This is a genomic window from Cupriavidus sp. 01L45 (genome assembly GCF_056399885.1).
Genome location: NZ_JBFTSG010000081.1, coordinates 1 through 19,043, shown reverse-complemented (window position 1 = coordinate 19,043; position 19,043 = coordinate 1). Strand labels below are relative to the sequence as shown.

Below are 19,043 nucleotides of genomic sequence, written 5' to 3'. Positions count from 1 at the left end.
CTCAGCCGAGCGCCACCACGCTGCTGAGCAGCATGCGCACCAGCGTGGCCTGCCGGGTCACGCCGGTCTTGGAGAAGATGGCGCGCAGGTGGGCGCGCGCCGTGTTCTTGCTGATGCCGAGCTCCTCGGCCGCTTCTTCCAGCGCGAGGCCGTTGGCCAGCTGCAGCGCAAGCTGGGTTTCCGCCGGCGTGAAATCGAACAGCTTGCGCACCACCTCGTGCGAAGCCTGCGACTTGCGCTCCGGGTCGCGAATGAAAATCACGCACGAAGGCCGGCGCTTATTGTCTTCCGACCACTCGCTCAGCGGAATCGTGCGGATCAGCACTCCCAGCTTCGCGTTGCCCGAAGGCCGCGTGATCGACATCGCCTCCATCACCGCCGGCGCGGTGCCGATATGGCCCATGATGGCCTGGCGCAGCAGGCGCTGGAACTGGCGGTTCTCCTGCGCGTACTCGACATCCAGCGAGCCCCTGGCAATACGGATGCCGTCCTTGTCGGCAAGGATCTCGTCCGCGGCCGAATTGGTCCGCATGATGGCACCGGTCTCATCGAGTATCGCCATGCCGACCAGCATGCGGTCGATGGCGCTGGCGTACAGGGTGCGCTCCGACTCCACCACATCCATGCGCGAGTGCAGATCGACCGCGCGCCGCAGGTGCGGCAGCAGCACCGCGCATATGGCTTTGTCCGCTTCCGAGAAGTCCGGCGCGTCGACGTTGCGGCAGACACGGAGGCGGCATTCCACGCCATCGTCGGTGCGGATGTCCGCGCCCATCATATAGCGGACGCCTAGCGGCTTTAGGAACTCCCGGTACAGGTCGCTGTTGCACCACGCGACGGTGCCAATCTGCTCGTCGATCGTCACCACCCGGTCGGCGGGCAGGTCGACGAAGGGATCCATCGCGTAGTAGTAGTTGTTGTACATCGTCTCGCCGGGCAAGGTGTTGCCGCCTTCCTCGCTGGCGTGCACCATCAGGCCCGCCCGGTCGCTTGCCGGCGAGCGCAGGATCAGCGTGACGTAGTTCGCATGCAGGTGGGTGCGGATGAGTTCCAGCGCCTTGCTCCATGGCACCTGCTCCATGGCCCCCTGGTAGATCTTGCCAAGCAGCGTGCTGAGATCCGCCAGCGAGAGCGCCACCGGCGCGTAGCAAAGCGCCGCTTCCTGGCTGTGGCTTGCCTCCATCAACATACCTCTTGTCTCCGTTATCCACGCCTGGCTCTGCGGCCGGCGTTTGCCATGACAAGGGCGGTGCGCCCCCCCGGCGGTTCCCGATTATATGGATTGCCACGGCACCGGTGGCAGGATTGCGCATCATGGTTTGCACCTATCGGCGCGCCGTATGAGGCCGCTGTCGGCGAGGCAGGTGCTTGCTTTCGCACCCGCTTCGCCGCTGCGGATAGGCCAGACCTTACCCTCCTGCCGGGCGCTCACATACCGCAAACGGACTAGGCAACTCCCCTCTCGGGGCAATCCCTGAGCCTCGCTGGCGCCTGACACCTCACTCAAACAGACGATGCGAGGGCCACGCCCGGCAGGTAGAAATGGGCGGACGCAATCCCGCGCGCCATCCATTCCAACCACTTCGCCAGGAGACCCGCCATGGCGGCAAACGAGACCGGAAAGACCGCAGTGATCACAGGCGCCGGCGGCGGCATAGGCCGGGCCCTGGCCCACGCGCTCGCCGCGCAGGGTGTGGCGCTGGTGCTGGCGGACAAGGGTGCCGACGCGCTGCTGCGCGTGCACGGCGAACTGACGCACCACCGGCAAACGATAGCGATACTGCCAACCGATGTGGCACAGGCTGCCCAGGTCGAGCAGCTCTGCGCGCGCAGTTTCGAACTGCTGGGCCGGGTCGACCTGCTCTTCAACAATGCCGGCGTGCTGGCGACCGGCGSCTGCTGGGAGCTGGATGCCGCCGTGTTCGAGCGTGTGCTGAACGTCAACCTGTGGAGCGTAATCCACAGCTTGCGCGTCTTTGTGCCTCGCATGGCGGTGCAAGGCAGCGGGCATATCGTCAACATCGCCTCGATGGCAGGTCTTGCCGTGGGCCCCTGGCTTGCGCCCTATACCGTGTCCAAGCAGGGCGTGGTGGCGTTGAGCGAAGGGCTGGCGATGGAACTGCAGGCGGCGGGCATGCCGCTCAAGGTGTCGGTGGCATGCCCGGGGCCGGTGGCCACCGGCATCGCGCTCGACCTGCCGGCCGGCGCGCAGAGCGGCGTCGGCGGCATGAACCAGGCGCTACAGGCGAGCATCGCGCAGGGCATGCCAGCGGCAACCATGGCCCGGCACATCCTCGACGGCGTGGCCGCCGGAGATTTCTGGATCCTGCCGCACGCCGAAGCCGCCGCCGCCGCGCAAGCGCGCGCGAACGGCATCGCCAGCGGCAAGGCGCCGGCCTTCGCTTTCTGAGCCTCGCCTGCCTTTGCCGCACCCTCTCCCCCCCTGCACTTCCTTCAGCATAAGGAAAAACCAATGCAATTCGACCCGCAAGTCCGCGCCCTGCTCGACGCCATGGCGCAGTTCCCGCCACTCGACTTCACCACCATCACGCCAGACGCCTACCGCGCCGTGCTGGCCGCGCACCCCGCGTTCGCGCCGGGGGATGCGGTCGCGGAAGAACGCGAACTGAGCGTGGCCGGCGCCGCCGGCCCCTTGCCTGCCCGCCTCTACCGCCCGCCTGGCAATGGCCCCTGGCCGCTCACGGTGTTCTTCCACGGTGGCGGCTTCGTCACCTGCGGGATCGAAACGCACCACAATATCTGCCGCTCGCTGGCGAATCGCGCGCAGACCCTGGTGCTGTCGGTCGGCTACCGGCTGGCGCCGGAGGCACGCTTTCCCGCGGCTGCCGACGATGCCTGCGCGGCGCTGCGCTGGAGCGCGGCACACGCCGCCGAACTGGGCGCACTGCCGGACAGGATGGCTGTCGCCGGCGACAGCGCCGGCGGCAACCTGGCCGCGGTTGCATGCCAGCAACTGCGTGGCAGCGTGGCGCTGCGCCACCAGTTGCTGCTGTACCCTTACCTGGATTGCGCGGACGAATCCGGCAGCTGGCGCACCTTCGCGCAAGGCTGCTTCCTGACCGGGGACATGCTGCGCTGGTATGCCCGCCACTATCTCCCCGACCCGCGCCATGCCGCCGATGTGCGGGCCAGCCCGCTGCGCCAGCGCGAACTGGCGGGCGTGGCGCCGGCCACCATCATCACGGCCGAATTCGACCCCCTGCGCGATCAGGGCGAGGCCTACGCCGCCGCCATGCAACGCGCCGGCGTGGACAGCGCCCTGCACTGCTGGCCCGGGCAGATTCATGGCTTCATGAGCATGCAGGGCTTGCTGGACGCGGCCGACGCGGCGCTCGACCTGGCGGCGTCCGCCTTGCGCGCCGCCTTTGCCGATGCGCGGGAGGCGGCATGAGGCCCGCACCGATCGGCGACGTGCTGCGCGCCATCGCCACCGGCCAGCGGGTCGTGGTCATCGAGGACGACACCGCGGAAGCCAGCGGCTGCGTGCTGGTCGCGGCGGACAAGATCAGCGAGGCCGACGTCAACTTCATGGCGGCGCACGCGCGCGGCCTGGTCTGCCTGGCCATCACCGAATCCAGGCGGCGGCAGTTGAGCTTGCCGATGATGGCGGTCGGCGGCAGGCAGCGCGAGCCGTTCACCGTATCGATCGAAGCGGTGGATGGCGTCTCCACCGGCATCTCCGCCGCCGACCGCGCGCTGACGATGCGCGTGGCMAGCGCCGCGCATGCCAGGACAGGCCACCTGGTCCAGCCGGGCCACGTCTTTCCCATCGTGGCGCAGCCTGACGGCGTGCTGCGCCGCGCCGGCTTCGCCGAAGCCTGCTCGGATTTGCCCAGACTGGCCGGGCGCGAGGCCGCGGGCGCCTACACGATGTTGCTGGACGACGCCGGCGAGTTGCTGCGCGGCACCGCCTTGCCGGACTTCGCCAGTGCGCACGGCCTGATGATCTGCGCCATCAGCGACCTGATCCATCACCGCCTGCTGGTGGAGGGTGCGCTGCGCCGCAGCCAGAGCGGCCGGCTGGCCACGCCCTACGGCGAGTTCGCGGTGCATGCGTACTACGACGAGCCCATCGACGCCGTGCACCTGGCGCTGGTGCTTGGCCGGCCGGAGCCGGGCAAGCCGGTGCTGACGCGCGTGCAGACCGTGGAGACCTTGCGCGATGTGCTCGCGTTCGAACCGGCGCAAACTCAGGCGGCGCCCGCGCCGGGCTGGAACCTGGCACGTTCGCTGGCGCGCATCGGCACGGAGGGCTGCGGCATCCTGGTCTTGCTGGCCGAGCGCGAGCCGCCTCACCAGCTACTCCAAGAGGTCTCGCGCCTGGGCCAAGCCAGGGGACGGCCCGCGCCGCCATCGTTCGCGCAGCGTGCGCTTGGCGTGGGGGCGCAGATCCTGCGAGACCAGGGTGCGCGCAAGCTGCGGCTGCTGAGCCAGCCGGTGCCCTATCGCAATATCGCGGGATTCGAGCTGGAGGTCACCGAGTTCGTGCCGCCGGCCTGAGCCAGTGCGGCAATCTCCTGCGCCAGCCGTTTCGCCGCGTCGCGCAGCACATCGTCCTGCGCCGCGGCGTAACCGATCACCAGCGCCGGCGGCATTGCCCGCTCCCGGCAAAACTCGCCCAGGCTCTGCAGCGTCAGGTTCGCGCCGGCGCGGGCTTGCACCACATCGTGCTCGCTGATGCCGTCCGGCAGCCACAGCACGAAGTGAAACCCGGCGTGTTCCCCGCTGACGCGCAGGCGCTCGCCCAGAGCCGCCCGCAGCTCCGCCAGCACGATGTCGCGGCGGCGCAGGTACACGTTCCGTGAGACGCGCAGGTGGCGCAGGGCCGGCCGCAGCGCGTCGGGCATCACCATATAGCCGATCCGCAGCGAGGCATAGAGGCTCTTGTTGAAACTGCCGCAATGGATCACGCGGCCGCCGCCATCCAGCGCCTTGAGCGCGGGCAGCGGCGCTGCGGCACTGGCCAGGTCGCTTGTGCCGTTACTGAAAGCCCGGTGCATACGGTGTCGGCGTTCCAATTTATGTTGGCGGCCATGGGTATCGAGTTGGATGTGGTGGTTATTGGGCAGGAGAGGTTGTAGGGCTTTTTGCGGTTTGTTTGGGCGGCGATGGTTGTTGCACCCAAGTGCGTACGACATCCCCCTGCGGGGGATGTCGTACGCACTTGGGTGCAAGATGCCAACGCCGCTCAAAAAGACACCGAGCACCCCAACAGTGGGACTGTCGTACGGCTATTGGGTGCAAAAACCATCACCGCCCAAACAAAGCCGCAAACAGCCCTCACCGCTTACGAACCCTTCAAAGCCTCCGCATCCACCGCGGCAAACACCTCCTCTGCCATATGAAAGGCCGAGTTAGCCGCCGGCACCCCGCAATAAATAGCAGTCTGCAGCAGCACCTCCTTGATCTCGTCGCGGCTGACATCGTTGTTCGCCGCGGCGCGCAGATGCAACTTCAGTTCTTCATTGCGGTTAAGCGCCACCATCATCGCAATGGTGATCAGGCTCCGCGTATGCCGCGGCAACCCTTCACGCGTCCAGATCTCACCCCATGCATAACGCGTAATCAGATTCTGAAACTCATCGTTAAGCGAGTTCAGCCGGGCCAGCGAACGATCCACATGCGCACTGCCCAACACCTCCCGCCGCACGACCAGGCCAGCCTGATAGCGCTCGCCATCGTTGGCCGGACGGTTCGCGTCCTGCTGCGCATCGTCACCCAGGAAGTCCAGCAACGCCTCGGTAAAACGCTCCGGCTGCTCGCGGTTGGACAGATGCGCCGCCTCCAGTTCGAGATAGCGTGCACCCGGAATGGCATCGGCCAGCGCGCGCCCTTCCGCCGCCGTGGTAGACGGATCGGAACTACCGGCAATCACCAGCACCGGCACCGGAATGGTCCTGACCGCTTCGCGCAGATCGGCGTCGCGCACCGCCGCGCAGTTGGCGGCATACCCACGCGCATCCAGGCCGGTCAGCACCTTGCGCAGGTCATCCAGCCGATTGCCGGCGGCGCTGACGAAGGAAGGCGTGAACCAGCGTTGCAGCGAGCCCTCCACCAGCGGCGCCATGCCGTCGCGCAACACGCCTTCAATGCGCGTGTTCCACGCCTCGGGGGTGCCGATCTTTGGCGCGGTGTTGGCCAGCACAATGCGGGAGAAGCGCTGCGGCGCGTTCACGCCCAGCCACATGCCGGTCAGGCCACCCATCGACAAGCCGCAGAAGGCTGCCTTCCGGATCTGCAAGGCGTCCATCAGCGCGATGACATCGCTGCCCAGTTCCGCCACGCTGCTCGGGCCCGGCGGCAATGCGGACTGACCGTGGCCGCGGGTGTCGTAGCGCAGGATGCGGAACTGCTGGCCCAGTGCTTCGGCCTGCGGCGCCCACATCGTGTGGTCAGTACCTAGCGAGTTGGAGAAGATCAGGACGGGCGCGGATGCTGGGCCTTCCAGCGTGTAGAAGAGGCGATTGCCGGCGTGGGTGATGAAGGGCAAGGTGATCTCCAGAGAATTCGGTTCGGTGTTCAGGTACGTGTATTCATTCAGCGTCTGCGGCTGGCTTCCGGGGGGTCTCAGTGCTCTCCTGCCGCCAGGCCGCCAGGACCGCATCGACGAATCCCCCCGCCTGCCCGGCGTAATTGGCCGGATCGCAAACCCGGTCCAGCGCCGCCGCATCCATCAGCCCGGCATGCGCGGCATCTCCGGCCAGGGTCGCGCCCAGCGCCTCCCGCAATGTGGTGCCTTCGGCAACGGCCCGCCGGCAGGCGCCTTCGACCAGATGATGCGCCGGTAGCCGGCCAATCTTTCCGCCCAGTTCCAGCATGGCGGCTTCCGCCAGGATCAGCCCGTGCGTCAGGCCCAGGTTGGCACGCATGCGCGCGGCGTCCACCTGCAGTCCGTTTACCACTTCCAGCATCTGCCGCAGCGCGCCCGCGGCCAGCGTGACAATCTGCGGCAAGGTATCCCATTCCGCCTGCCAGCCGCCCAGCGCGCGTTCGTGCTCCTGCACCATGCCGGCCAGCATGGTAGCCACCAGCGGCGGCACGCGCACGGCGGCGGTGAGCACGGCGGCGCAGCCTACCGGGTTGCGCTTGTGCGGCATGGTGCTGGAGCCGCCGCGCCCGGGGCCGGAGGGTTCGGCCACCTCCGCGACCTCGGTCTGCATCATGAGCGAGACGTCGCGCGCGATCTTGCCGAGCGTGCCGGTCAGCATGCCGAGCGTGGTGGCTACCTCGACCATGCGGTCACGGTATGCGTGCCACGGTGTGGCCGGGACTGCCAGCGAGAGTGCGCGCCCAAGCTCGGCGGCCACCGCCGGAGCGGCGTCGCCGAGGCTGGCCAGGGTGCCGGCGGCACCGCCGAACTGCAACGCGGCGGCCTGCGCGCGCGTGGCGCCGAGGCGGTGCAGGTCGCGCCGCAGCGCGTCGAGCCAGCCGGCGGCCTTGAGGCCGAAGGTGGTGGGCAGCGCGTGCTGCAGCCAGGTGCGCGCCACCATCGGCGTGTCGCGATGCTGCGTGGCCAGCGCGGCGCAGGCGTGGCCGAGCGCCTTGAGATCGGCATCGACGGCCTGCAGCGCTTCACGCAGTTGCAGCACCATGCCGGTATCGATCGCGTCCTGGCTGGTGGCGCCCCAGTGCACGTAGCGCGCGGCTTGCTCGTCGCGCGCGGCTACGCGGGCGGTAAGTTGCCTGACCAGGGGAATGGCGAGGTTGCCGGCTGCCACGGCAGCGGCGGCCAGCGCGTCGAAGTCGATCTCCTCGGCGCGGCAGGTGACGGCGATGACCTCGGCAGCTTCGGCGGGGATCACGCCGCAGCGGGCTTCGGCGTGCGCCAGCGCGGCTTCGAAGTCGAGCATGCGCTGGACCGTGCCGGCATCGGAGAAAGCGGCCAGCGTGGCGGCGCTGCCGAACATCGGGTCGGTCAGTCGGGATGAGGTGGGCATCGATTCAGGTTCGCATCGGCATGGAAAAACCCCAGCGCCGGACCATGACGGGTCCGGCGCCGGGGCTCGGTCTGGCGCAAGCGGCTCGCGCCCGGGTCAGATGTCGAAGAAGACCGTTTCGTCCTGGCCTTGCAGCACCACCTGCCATTGCAGCTTGCCCGCGCCCGCCGGCTGCGCCACCAGCGTGTGGCGGCGCTCGGCGGGTACCTGCGACAAGGCCCAGTCGCGCGCGTTGGCCTGCGTTTCGTCCGGGAAGTATAGGCGCGTGGACAAATGCTTGAGCAGCCCGCGCATGAACAGCGAGACCACGATGTGCGGCGCCTGCGGCTGGCCGCCGGGGCTGGGTACCGGGCCCGGCTTGACGGTGACAAAGCGGAAGCTGCCGTCGGGCTGGGTCGGCAGCCGGCCAAAGCCGGTGAAGCCGGGCACCAGCGCCAGCTCGGCGCCGTCGCGCGCGTCGTCGGGATGGCGGTAGCGGCCGGCCGGGTTGGCCTGCCAGATCTCGACCATGCCATCGGGCACGGGATCGCCGTTGCCGTCGATCACGCGGCCTTCGATCACGATGCGCTCTCCCGCCAGCCCGGGGGCCTCGGCGGTCAGGTCAGCGCAGTCAAGGCCGGACAGGCCGATATGCAGGTAGGGTCCGACGGTCTGGGATGCGGTGGCGTACAACATGGCTTACTCCATCGGCGTGGCATCGCGGCCACGCAGCACGATATCGAAACGGTAGCCGAGCGCGTACTCCGGCGCCGTGGTTTCCCAGTCAAGGGCGGCCACCAGGCGGTCGCGCGCCTTGGCGTCGGGCACGCAGTTGAAGATGGGGTCGAAAGCCAGCAGCGGATCCCCCGGGAAGTACATCTGCGTCACCAGGCGCGTGGCATAAGCGTTGCCGAACAGCGAGAAATGGATATGCTGCGGCCGCCAGGCGTTGTGGTGGTTGCGCCAGGGATAGGCGCCCGGCTTGATGGTCTTGAACTGATAGCGGCCCAGGGCATCGGTCACCGCGCGGCCCTCGCCGGTGAAATTGGGATCGAGCGGCGCGTCGTGCTGGTCGCGCTTGTGCACGTAGCGGCCGGCGGCATTGGCCTGCCAGACTTCGATCAGCGCGTTCGGCACGGGGCGGCCGTTTTCATCGAGCACGCGGCCGCTCACGAGGATGCGTTCGCCGATGGCTTCGCCGGCATGGCCGGCGGTAAGGTCGCTGTCGCCGTGGCGCACGAACTCGGCGCCAAACAGCGGGCCGGTGACTTCGGACAGCGTCTGGCCCAGCGCCACCAGCGGCTGGTTGGGCGAGCGCAATTGCGTGGAGGCGTAGGGATCGAAGCGGTATTCGGGTTGGGTATCCCAGTAATGCCGGCGGTATTGCGCCAGCCCCGGGGCCAGCTGGATGGGCGAATCGGCCATGGTCGTTGTCTCCTTGTGGGGAATTTTCATTACTTTATTTGCGGTCATATCTCCTGTAAATTGAGTTTTTAGACAATTTGCATAACTTTTCGATATGCAGAGCACCTTCCGCAGCCGTGTGCGCCTGCGTCACCTGCACTGCTTCGTCGCAGTGGCGCAAACCCAGCATCTCGGCCAGGCCGGGGAGCAACTGGGGCTCAGCCAGCCCGCCGTTTCCAAGACCCTGACCGAGCTGGAAGCGCTGCTGGGCGCACGTTTGCTTGAGCGCAAGCGCTCGGGCACCGACCTCACCGAACTCGGCCAGCGCTTCCTGCGCCACGCCTTGCGCGTGCTGGAGGACCTGGACGAAGCCGCCGACAGCATCGGTGGCCCGGGCGCCGCCGGTCGCCGGCAGATCCGGCTGGGCGCCCTGCCCAGCGTGGTGCCGGACTTGCTGCAGGAAGCGGTGCTGGCATTCCGCGCCACGCATCCGGAAATCGGCCTGGCGGTGCAGACCGGCATGAACCGAACGCTGATTGACTGGCTGAAGGCCGATATGCTCGATCTCGCGATCGGCCGCATGGACAATCCGGCGGTGATGGAAGGGCTGTGGTTTGAGATGCTGAGCGCCGAGCCGCTGTTGCTGGCGGTGCGCAAAGGCCATGCCCTCGCCGCCGCGCCACCGTCCCTGGCCGATGTCATGGCCTTCCCGCTGGTGGTGCCCGCGCAGGGTTCGGCGCCGCGCCACAGCGCGGAAAGCCTGCTGGCACGGCACGGTTTCGTGTTGCCGACCGGCGTGCTGGAGACATCGGACGCTTACCTGGGCCAGCTCACCGCATTGAAGTCCGAGGCCGTCTGGCTGGCGCCGCGCTGCGCCATGCGCCAGGCGCTGGAGGACGGCGAGCTGGTGCTGCTGCCCATCTCGGGCCAGGGCAGCGAGGAGCCGGTCGGGCTGCTGCGCCAGGGCGGCCGCGAACTCGACGAGGCCGCCGAAGCCTTTGTGCACGATCTGCGCGAACGCGCCACGGCGCGTTCGCGCGGGCCGGCGCCGAAGGCCAGGGGATAGTCCCGTGCGACCCTCACATCTCGGTCGCGTCTTCAACCCGCTTGCCGGCCGGGCGGACCACGTCTGGGGATAGCTGCAGGAAGATCCACGCCGAGGCCGAGGTAATCAGCCCCACGCAGATGAAGGTGGCATGGAACGCCGGCAGCGCGGTGGTGGCGCCATGCCGGCTGAAGGTCCCCTGGAAGGTCGCCAGCAACGCGCCGGCCGAGGTCACCGCCAGGCTCATCGACAGCATCTGCACCATCGACAGCAGGCTATTGCCGCCGCTGGCCCCTGCCGTGCCGAGATCCTTCAGCGTGACGGTATTCATGGCGGTGAACTGGATCGAATTGACCGCACCGAAAAGGGCCAGTTGCACCAGCACCAACGCGAGCGGCTGGGTGGGCGAGATCAGCGCGAACGAAGCCATCGCCAGTCCCACCACGAACGTATTGGCGACCAGCACCCTGCGATAGCCGTGGCGTTCGATCAGGCGCGTGGCGAAACGCTTGGATGCCATGCCCGCCGCCGTGATCGGCAGCATCATCATGCCCGCCTGGAACGGCGAATACCCCAGGCTGACCTGCAGCGTCAGCGGAATCAGGAACGGCATGGCGCCATTGCCGATGCGCGCGAACAGGTTGCCCAGCAGGCCCACGCTGAAGGTATGCATGCGAAACAGCCGCAGCGCGAACAACGGCCGGCGGCGGCGCGTGGCGTGCAGCACATACGCCGTTAGCGAAGCCATGCTGGCGATCAGCAGCATCAGCACGGTGGCATGCTCAAAGCCAAGTTCAGCCAGGCCATCCAGCGAGAACGACAGGGTCAGCATGGCGATGGCCAGCAGCAGGTAGCCGCTGATATCGAACGGCGCCACGCCGTGCAGCCGGCTGTTGGGCATGTAGCGCATGGTGGCCAGCCCGCCCAGCAAGCCCACCGGCACATTGATCAGGAAGATCCAGTGCCAGGAAAAGGTCTGGGTCAGCCAGCCGCCCAGCGTCGGCCCGATCAGCGGGCCCACCATGCCGGGAATGGCCACGAAGCTGAGCGCCTGCAGGTACTGGTCGCGCGGGAAGGTGCGCAGCACCGCCAGCCGCCCCACCGGCAGCAGCATGGCGCCCCCCACGCCCTGCACTACCCGCGAGACCACCAGCAAGGCCAGGCTGTCGGAATAGGCGCAGGCCAGCGAGCCGGCGACAAACAGCACGATGGCCGTCTGGAAGATGGTGCGGGTGCCGAAGCGATCGGCCAGCCAGCCGGAGGCCGGGATGATCACCGCCATGGTCAGCGAGTAGGCAATGATGACCGACTGCATGCGCAGCGGGCTCTCGCCCAGGCTTTTGGCCATCGACGGCAATGCCGTGTTGACGATGGTGGAGTCCAGCGTCTGCATGAAGAAGCCGATGGCGACCACCCACAGCATGATCTTGCGGGTACGGCCATCGGTGGCGGCGGCGCTGGCAGTGGCGGGAAGAGGCGTGTCTTGCATCGGGATGGGCGTGCCCCGGAACGCAGGTGCGCTGGGTAGATCCGCTGGGTCGCGTACCGTAGCAGTGTAGCGGAGCTTTATGCTGGCACGCGCGAATTCCGAGGCAGGCTGTCAGGCCGGAGTGCTCCCTGCCGGGCGCTTCCCGCTGGCCATGCAACACGGCCGCCGCTGGCGCCCCACCCATAGCTAACGCTTGCCAAAGCGTGGTGCAAGCCGGATCGCCTGCGCCAGCCTGGCCCGCCTGTCAAGCATGGCTCCCGGCGACAGCGGACCTTTCGGAAATTTCCACCTTCATTTTCGGACCTGTCCGATTTCAATCTGGATACCGGCTCGGTATCGTCAGTCTGGCCTGGGCGTAGTCCAGCCTCACTCAAGCGTCAACGCGCTTGCACACCCTACTTCTCCCGAAACGCAGCATGAGCAAGAATATTCATCGCCTGGTTTTCAATGCCGTGCGCGGCATGCTGGTGGCAGTGCAGGAATCTGCCGCGGGCCGCGGCAAGGGCCGCCCGGGCAACGCCGAACGCATTGGCCAAGGCTGCGCCTTTGTGCCGGTGCTGTGGCTCACAGCGTTGACGGCGTCGATGATGGGCTTGCCGGTGTTGATGGACCAGTCAGCGCACGCGCAATCCCTGCCGATCCAGGTGGACAAGAGTTTGCCGGGACAGCGTCCGGTGGTGGGAGTGGCGGCCAACGGCGTCCCGGTCGTGAACATCCCCCCGCCCAATCGTAACGGCGGCACGAGCGTGAGTCATTTCATTCAGTACAACGTCGGCCCGTCCGGCGTGGTGCTGAATAACAGCGGGGCAAACAGCCAGACGCAGATTGCGGGCTGGGTCCAGGGAAACATGATGCTTGGCAACGGCCACGCCGGCAACATCGTGGTCCAGGTCACCCGGCCGAACCCATCGCAATTGCTTGGCGCGCAAGAAATCGCCGGGAATCGCGCCAATTTGATCCTGGCCAATCCGGCGGGATTGTATTGCTCGGGCTGCGGCGCGATCAACGCGGACCGTTTCACGCTGTCGACCGGACGTCCGGCGTTCAGCGCCGATGGCAGCCTGGCCGGCTTCAACGTGCGGGAGGGCAGCATCGGCATCGGCGGGCAAGGCCTGTCCAGCCCGCAGGCACAGGTCGACCTGCTGGCGCGCTCCATCAACATCAATGCCGAGCTGTGGGCCAGCCACCTGAATGCGCTCGCGGGTGCCAACCAGGTCGACTACCAGACCCTGAATGCCGCCCCGCAGGCTGGCAACGGCCCCGCCCCGCAGTTCGCGCTCGACGCCTCGGCGCTGAGCTCCATGTACAGCGGGGCCGTCAAGTTGATCGGCACGGAGCGCGGTGTCGGCTTTAACCTCGGCGGCGGCATCACGGCCCGCGCGGGCGACATCGTGGTGCACAGCAACGGCGACGTGCGTATCGCGCCAGGTGGCCGCCTGCAAGCCGAAGGCCGCGCCTCGGTCGCTGGTACCAACATCAGCAACGCGGGCACCATCACAACGCGCAGCGCCATTGCCGCAACCACGCTGGGACAACTGACCAACAGCGGCACGCTGGCCGCCGGCACCGATCTGGTGGCCCAGGCCGACCGCATCGCCAACAGCGGCACCATCGGCGCGGGGGTCGATGCCGATGCCCGCGTGACCGGCACCGGCACGGTCCATCTCGCCGCGCGAGCGGCCATCCAATCCAATGGCACCATCGTGACCGGCGCGGACACCAACCTGTCGGCACCCACGCTGGACCTGTCGAACGGCAATGTCATCGCCCACAACATCGCCAATCTGTCGGCGGCGGGCGACATCACCCACCAGAACGCACGGCTGGAAGCCAGTGCCGTGCAGTTCAAAGCCGGCGGCACGGCGGACAATCGCGGCGGCGCCATCGTCGCGGGCGTCAATGGCGGCACCGTCCAGGGCACGAATATCCTGAACCAGCGGGGCGCCATCACCAGCGGCGGCGGGCTCGGCGTGGGCGCGGCGCAGGCCGTGGACAACACCGGCGGCACCATCACCGGGACCAGCGCCACCACCGTCGCCGCCGCCGGCATCGTCAACCGCGGCGGCGTGATCGGGTCGGTACAGGACAAGCTGCTGGCTACCGGAGCGCTGGACAACACCGGCGGCAAGGCGCTTTCCGCCACCGATATCGCCCTGACGGGCGGCCCCGTCATCAACGACCATGGCCAGATCTCGGCCGTGCGGACGCTGACGGCGAATACGGGCGGGCAGGCGCTGATGAATACCTCGGGCGTGATCGCGGCGGGCAACATCCAGACCAGCACCGGTACCTTCGACAACCGGGCCGGCGTCGTGCAGTCAACCGGTCTGCTGGCCGCCGACACGCACGGCCAGGCCTATGACAACAGCAACGGCGGCCTGACGGTAGCCAACGGCGCGATGACGCTCACTACCGGAGCCCTGGACAACCGGGACGGCATCGTGTCGGCGCAAGAGGCGCTCACCGTTACCGGCACGGCAGTTGACAACGCCGGCGGCAAGTTCGTGGCAGGCGGCCCGCTGGGCATGACCGGCGACAGCCTCGCCAACACTGGCGGCCAGGTCGCGTCGAACCGCGATGCAAAGGTGCGCATCGCGGGTACGCTCGACAACACGGCGGGCTTCGTCCATGCCGGTGGCACCCTGGACGCGAAGGCGGACACCATCCTCAACCGCGCCACCCTCTCCGGCACCGATGCAGCCCCGAAGGGCCTGGAAGGCGGCAACGTCAGGCTGGCCGCCAATGCCATCGACAATGCCCAGGGCGCGCTGCGCGCCGATGCCTCGCTTGATGCCGATGCCGCGACATTGGAAAACACCGGTGGCGAAGTCACCTCGGGTGGCACGGCGCAGCTCACCGTGGGGACCACCACCAACACCGATGGTCTGCTGGCCGCCAACCAGGCGCTGGGCATCAGGGGCCACAGCCTCACCGGGGATGGCTCGCTGCAATCCAGTGCGGGCGACATCACCGCTAGCCTGCAAACCGATTTCCATAACACCGGGACGGTGGCCGCGGCGCGGGATCTCAAGGTCCTGATCGAAGATGCCCAGGGCAATGCCGCCGGCGACATCACCAATGACGGCAAGCTGCTGGCGGGCCGCGACGCCAACTTCCACGGGCGCAATGTCACCAACTCAGGCGAGCTGTCCGGCCGGGTCTCCAACAGCATCCGCGCCGATCAGGCGGTGTTCAACAAGGGCCTCATCGACGGCGGCGCCGTGCGCATCGTGGCCGGCACCACCGTCACCAACATCGACCGCATCTACGGCGACTCGGTGGCCATCGGCGCCGGCCGGCAGATCCTGAACGACATCAACCCCGTCACCGGCCAGGGGGCCGTGACCGCCTCGCGCAGCGGCGGCATCGAGCTGGGCGCCCCGGAGATCATCAACCGCGCGCACGCGCTGATCTATTCGTCGCAGGACCTGAACGTGGGCCGCGCGCTGGATGCCGACGGCAAGGCGGCCGGCCAGGCAGATGCGCTCACCAACGCCTCCGCCGTCATCGACGTGGCGGGCGACGCCAACCTCAACGTTGCCGCCCTCTCCAATCGCAACGACCACTTCAGCACCAAGCGCACCGATACAGGAACAGTTCATGAGTTTTACTATCGGCTGAACGGCAGCACCGAGAAGATCGACCCAAGCACCGCGATGATCGTGCTGCCGACTGCATCGGGAGCCATATTCGGTCACGTTGCCAGCCACGGTGACGACCTGGCCTACCTTGGCGACGACGACTACAAGCGCCTGCTCCTGCCCTCGGCCCAGTACCCCTTCAGCGTGTTTGGCCCCCCGTTCGACTGGGCACGCCAGTCCGATGGCACACCGGGACAGAACGCGAAACGCTCGTTCATTCCAATCTCGTTCGGTTCAAGCTGGCCCGTGGGCCTGGCAATGCTGGCGTACGCCCCGGACGCGAATGGCAACATGGAAGCCGATCATTTTGTCTACAAGCCCGACGACCCGATCTGGGACAAATTCGGGCTGGCCCGGCCCGGTGCGCTGCCCCCCGTCCCCTCTCCCTGCCTGGAAGGATCGCCAGTAGCTTGCCATCGGCAATACGAGGCCGATCTGGCTGCCTACAATGCCGCGAAAGCCGCCAGCAAGCCGCTTTACGAAGCCCTGAATGACAAGATCCTCGCATTCAACCACGACTATCGGGGTCGGCTGGTGGAATCCTGGACCATCGAATGGCGTGACACACGCGTGCAGGACGAGGTTGTCGCCAGCACCGATCCCGCCCGTATCCTGGCAGGCGGCAACGCCAACTTCACTGGCACGGTCACCAACGACAAGAGCCAGATTCTCGTTGGCGGCACGCTGGCGACTGGCGCAGGCAGCGGCGGTGTCAACAACATTGCGTACGATGCGACGCGCATGGAGGATACAACCGGCACCAGCCAGTACACCCGCCCGTGCGGGCGCAGCCGCTGTTACGACAACATGGGCGTGCCGGCGGTACATCTGGAGATTCCGACCCGGCTCGCCAAGGGCGAGGCGCTGGATCACCAGGTTGTGAACGGCACTGGCACGATCGTCGCGGACAAGACCGGCACCGGCCCTATCGCCACCGCGCCTACGCTCATGCAGATCTCGCTCGCCACGGGCGGCGCGGAGGCCGGAGGCCGCCTGGGCGGCGAGGTCATCCGCACCGTCACGCCGTCGCTGGCGATGCCCGGCAATGCGCTCTTCAAGATGCATGGCGAGCCGGGCGCGCGTTACCTGATCGAGACCGACCCGCGCTTCACCAGCCAGCGCCAGTGGCTGTCCAGCGATTTCAAGCTCACGCAATTGGGCCAGGACCCCACCCACGTGCTCAAGCGCCTGGGCGACGGCTACTATGAAGCCCGCCTGGTGGCCGATGCCGTGATGCTGGGAACCGGCCAGCGCTTCGTCGGCGACTACACCGACAACGAGGCGCAATACAAGGCGCTGATGCAATCAGGCGCAGAGTTCGGCAAGCGGTTCCACCTGAACGTGGGCACCGAGCTGACGGCGGACCAGATGCGCGCGCTGACMACCGACATCGTGTGGCTGGTCGAGAAGACCATTACCCTGGCGGACGGCACCACCCAGCGCGCCCTGGTGCCGCAGGTCTACCTGAAGGTGCGCGAAGGCGACCTGAAGGGTGACGGCACCCTGATGGCCGCGCGCAATACGGTGCTTCGGACCGATGGCGACGTAAAGAACACCGGCACCATCGCCAGCCGCGACGTGACGCTGATGGACGCGGCCAATATCCACAACAGCGGCACGCTGTCGGCGCACGCCATGGGGCTGGGCGCCAGGCAGGACATCAACAATCTCGCCGGGCGTATCGCGGCGGCCCAACTGGCCGCCACGGCAGGCCGCGACATCAACCTGACCACCACCACCGCCTCCGGGGCCGGCGGCAGCGGCAACCTCGCGGGCAGCCGCGCCGTGACCGCCGGCATCTCCAGCGTGGCGGCCGACAGCGCCACCTTCGTGGCCGGGCGCGACATCAACACCAAGGCCGCGAACATCCAGGCCACCGACAGCCTGGGCATTGCGGCGGGCCGCGATATCAACCTTGGCACGGTCGAGGTGAGCGAGTCGGAACGCCTCTACAAAGACGCCAAAAACAACGCGGCGGTATCGCGCAGCGCGGAAATCGGCACGCAGATCACGGCGGGCAAGGACGCGACCCTGATCGCCGGGCGCGACGTGAATGCCACCGCCGCCTATGTCAGCACGGACGGCGCGCTGGCCGTGGGCGCGGGGCGTGACATCAACGTCAAGGCCGGCCAGGCATCGACTTCCGTACATGACGAGCACGCCTACCAGGAAAGCGGCTTCCTGTCGAAGAAGTCCACCCATACCATCGATGCCAACAGCCGGACCGAAGCGCTGGGCAGCACCTTCTCCGGCAACGCGGTGGACATCGCGGCAGGCCGTGACCTGACCGTAGCCGGCAGCACCGTGGCGGCCACGCACGACGTGAACCTCGGCGCGGGGCGCGACCTGACCATTGGCGGCACCGAGACCACCTCGTCCGCCTACAGCTACAGGGAAGAGAAGAAATCGGGCTTCGGCGCCACCGGCTCCGGGCTCTCGTACGGCAAGCGCACCCAGAAAGACACCGCCAACGACAATGGCACGCAGCAGGCGGGGAGCCTGGTGGGCAGCACGGACGGCAGCGTCCACATGAACGCGGGCAGCACCCTCAAGGCCACCGGCAGCGAACTGATCGCCAGGCGCGACATCACGGGCGTGGGCGCGGATGTGAACATCGACGCCGCGCGGAACCGCCAGCACCACGACGAAACCCACGAAGTCAGGCAAAGCGGCTTCACGCTGGGCGTGTCGGGAGGCGCCATCGGCGCGGCCATCAACGCCGGCAACAAGATCAACTCCGCAGGCAAGAGCCAGGACGGCCGTGCCTCGGCGCTGTGGGGGATCGCCGCCGCGCGGGACGTTGCCGATGCCGGCAGCGCACTGGCGCAGGCTGGGGGCGATCCCCTGGCGGGCGCCGCCGTCACGCTCTCGTTTGGCACCAGCCAGAGCAAGCAGACCCTCACCCAGGACAGCACCAGCCACAACGGCACCAACGTAACGGCAGGCGGCACCGCGGCCTTCGTGGCGACGGGCGTGGATGCCAGCGGCAACCAAACGGCGGGCAACCTGAATATCGCCGGTTCGAACATCGACGCCAACAAGGTGGCGCTGGCAGCCAAAAACGATATCAACTTCGTCTCGGCCACCGACACCAACGAGAGCCACAGCACCAACAAGTCCACAAGCGCCGGCGTCGGCGTGTCGTATGGCCTTGGCCAGGGCAAAGCCGGCCTCTCCGTGTCGGCCTCCGCTTCCAAGGCAAAGGGCAACTCGGACAGCCAGGGCATCTCGCAAGCCAACAGCCATGTGAATGGCCGCGAGTCGGTCACCTTCGTGTCGGGCAACGACACCAATGTCCTCGGCGGCACGATCGCTGGCGGCAAGGTGACCGGGAGTGCAGGCGGCAATCTCAATATCGCCAGCCGCCAGGACACCGAGGAGATGCGTGCAAGGCAGCAGAGCATGGGGGGTGGTATCAGCATCAGCCAGGCCGGCGCTACCGGCAGCCTCTCCGCGAGCCTGGGCAAAGCCAATGGCCGCTACGACGCCAACGTCAGCGAGCAGTCCGGCATCCAGGCCGGCAAGGA

At 67.6% G+C, this 19,043-nt stretch carries 12 protein-coding genes; 5 read left to right on the top strand and 7 right to left on the bottom strand.

Annotated elements, in window-relative coordinates:
- Position 1: 1 nt before the first annotated feature.
- Complete coding sequence (locus AC1DT6_RS36985) at positions 2-1,189, bottom strand: helix-turn-helix transcriptional regulator (RefSeq protein ID WP_045240854.1); 1,188 nt, start codon at positions 1,187-1,189, stop codon at positions 2-4.
- Positions 1,190-1,600: 411 nt separating this feature from the next.
- Between AC1DT6_RS36985 and AC1DT6_RS36980 the strand changes: the two genes are divergently transcribed.
- The 3 genes from AC1DT6_RS36980 (at position 1,601) to AC1DT6_RS36970 (ending at position 4,521) form a co-directional block, all read left to right on the top strand.
- The gene (locus AC1DT6_RS36980; RefSeq protein WP_477115415.1) at positions 1,601-2,410 is read left to right on the top strand and encodes an SDR family NAD(P)-dependent oxidoreductase; all 810 of its coding nucleotides are present in this window, start codon (positions 1,601-1,603) and stop codon (positions 2,408-2,410) included.
- Positions 2,411-2,473: 63 nt separating this feature from the next.
- The gene (locus tag AC1DT6_RS36975; protein ID WP_441636186.1) at positions 2,474-3,412 is read left to right on the top strand and encodes an alpha/beta hydrolase; all 939 of its coding nucleotides are present in this window, start codon (positions 2,474-2,476) and stop codon (positions 3,410-3,412) included.
- Positions 3,409-4,521 carry a 3,4-dihydroxy-2-butanone-4-phosphate synthase gene (locus AC1DT6_RS36970; protein WP_441636184.1) on the top strand — a complete coding sequence of 371 codons (1,113 nt, stop codon included), beginning with the start codon at positions 3,409-3,411 and terminating at the stop codon, positions 4,519-4,521. The genes AC1DT6_RS36975 and AC1DT6_RS36970 overlap by 4 nt, the downstream gene beginning before the upstream one ends.
- On the opposite strand, the gene AC1DT6_RS36965 is transcribed toward AC1DT6_RS36970, so the two are convergent.
- From AC1DT6_RS36965 to pcaH, 5 genes are all read right to left on the bottom strand, one after another.
- Positions 4,464-5,159: a hypothetical protein gene (locus tag AC1DT6_RS36965; protein ID WP_477102764.1), complete on the bottom strand. Its 696-nt coding sequence runs from the start codon at positions 5,157-5,159 to the stop codon at positions 4,464-4,466. The two genes, AC1DT6_RS36970 and AC1DT6_RS36965, sit on opposite strands and share 58 nt — an antisense overlap.
- 149 nt (positions 5,160-5,308) lie before the next feature.
- Positions 5,309-6,511, bottom strand: a complete 1,203-nt coding sequence (pcaDC, locus tag AC1DT6_RS36960) for a bifunctional 3-oxoadipate enol-lactonase/4-carboxymuconolactone decarboxylase PcaDC (protein ID WP_441636504.1) — start codon at positions 6,509-6,511, stop codon at positions 5,309-5,311.
- A 43-nt stretch (positions 6,512-6,554) separates the two neighbouring features.
- Complete coding sequence (locus AC1DT6_RS36955; RefSeq protein WP_441636502.1) at positions 6,555-7,958, bottom strand: 3-carboxy-cis,cis-muconate cycloisomerase; 1,404 nt, start codon at positions 7,956-7,958, stop codon at positions 6,555-6,557.
- Positions 7,959-8,054: 96 nt separating this feature from the next.
- Entirely contained in the window at positions 8,055-8,633 is a 579-nt protein-coding gene (pcaG, locus tag AC1DT6_RS36950) for a protocatechuate 3,4-dioxygenase subunit alpha (RefSeq protein WP_441636500.1), read from the bottom strand.
- A 3-nt stretch (positions 8,634-8,636) separates the two neighbouring features.
- Positions 8,637-9,362, bottom strand: a complete 726-nt coding sequence (gene pcaH, locus AC1DT6_RS36945; RefSeq protein ID WP_441636499.1) for a protocatechuate 3,4-dioxygenase subunit beta — start codon at positions 9,360-9,362, stop codon at positions 8,637-8,639.
- A 94-nt stretch (positions 9,363-9,456) separates the two neighbouring features.
- Between pcaH and AC1DT6_RS36940 the strand changes: the two genes are divergently transcribed.
- A complete protein-coding gene (locus AC1DT6_RS36940) occupies positions 9,457-10,407 on the top strand; it encodes a LysR substrate-binding domain-containing protein (protein WP_441636497.1) in 951 nt (316 codons plus the stop codon).
- A 13-nt stretch (positions 10,408-10,420) separates the two neighbouring features.
- Here AC1DT6_RS36940 and mdtD read toward each other — a convergent pair whose 3' ends face one another.
- A complete protein-coding gene (gene mdtD / locus AC1DT6_RS36935) occupies positions 10,421-11,875 on the bottom strand; it encodes a multidrug transporter subunit MdtD (RefSeq protein WP_441636495.1) in 1,455 nt (484 codons plus the stop codon).
- 416 nt (positions 11,876-12,291) lie between these two features.
- Between mdtD and AC1DT6_RS36930 the strand changes: the two genes are divergently transcribed.
- Positions 12,292-19,043: two-partner secretion domain-containing protein (locus AC1DT6_RS36930; RefSeq protein ID WP_477115414.1), on the top strand; the 6,752-nt coding region annotated here is incomplete at its 3' end.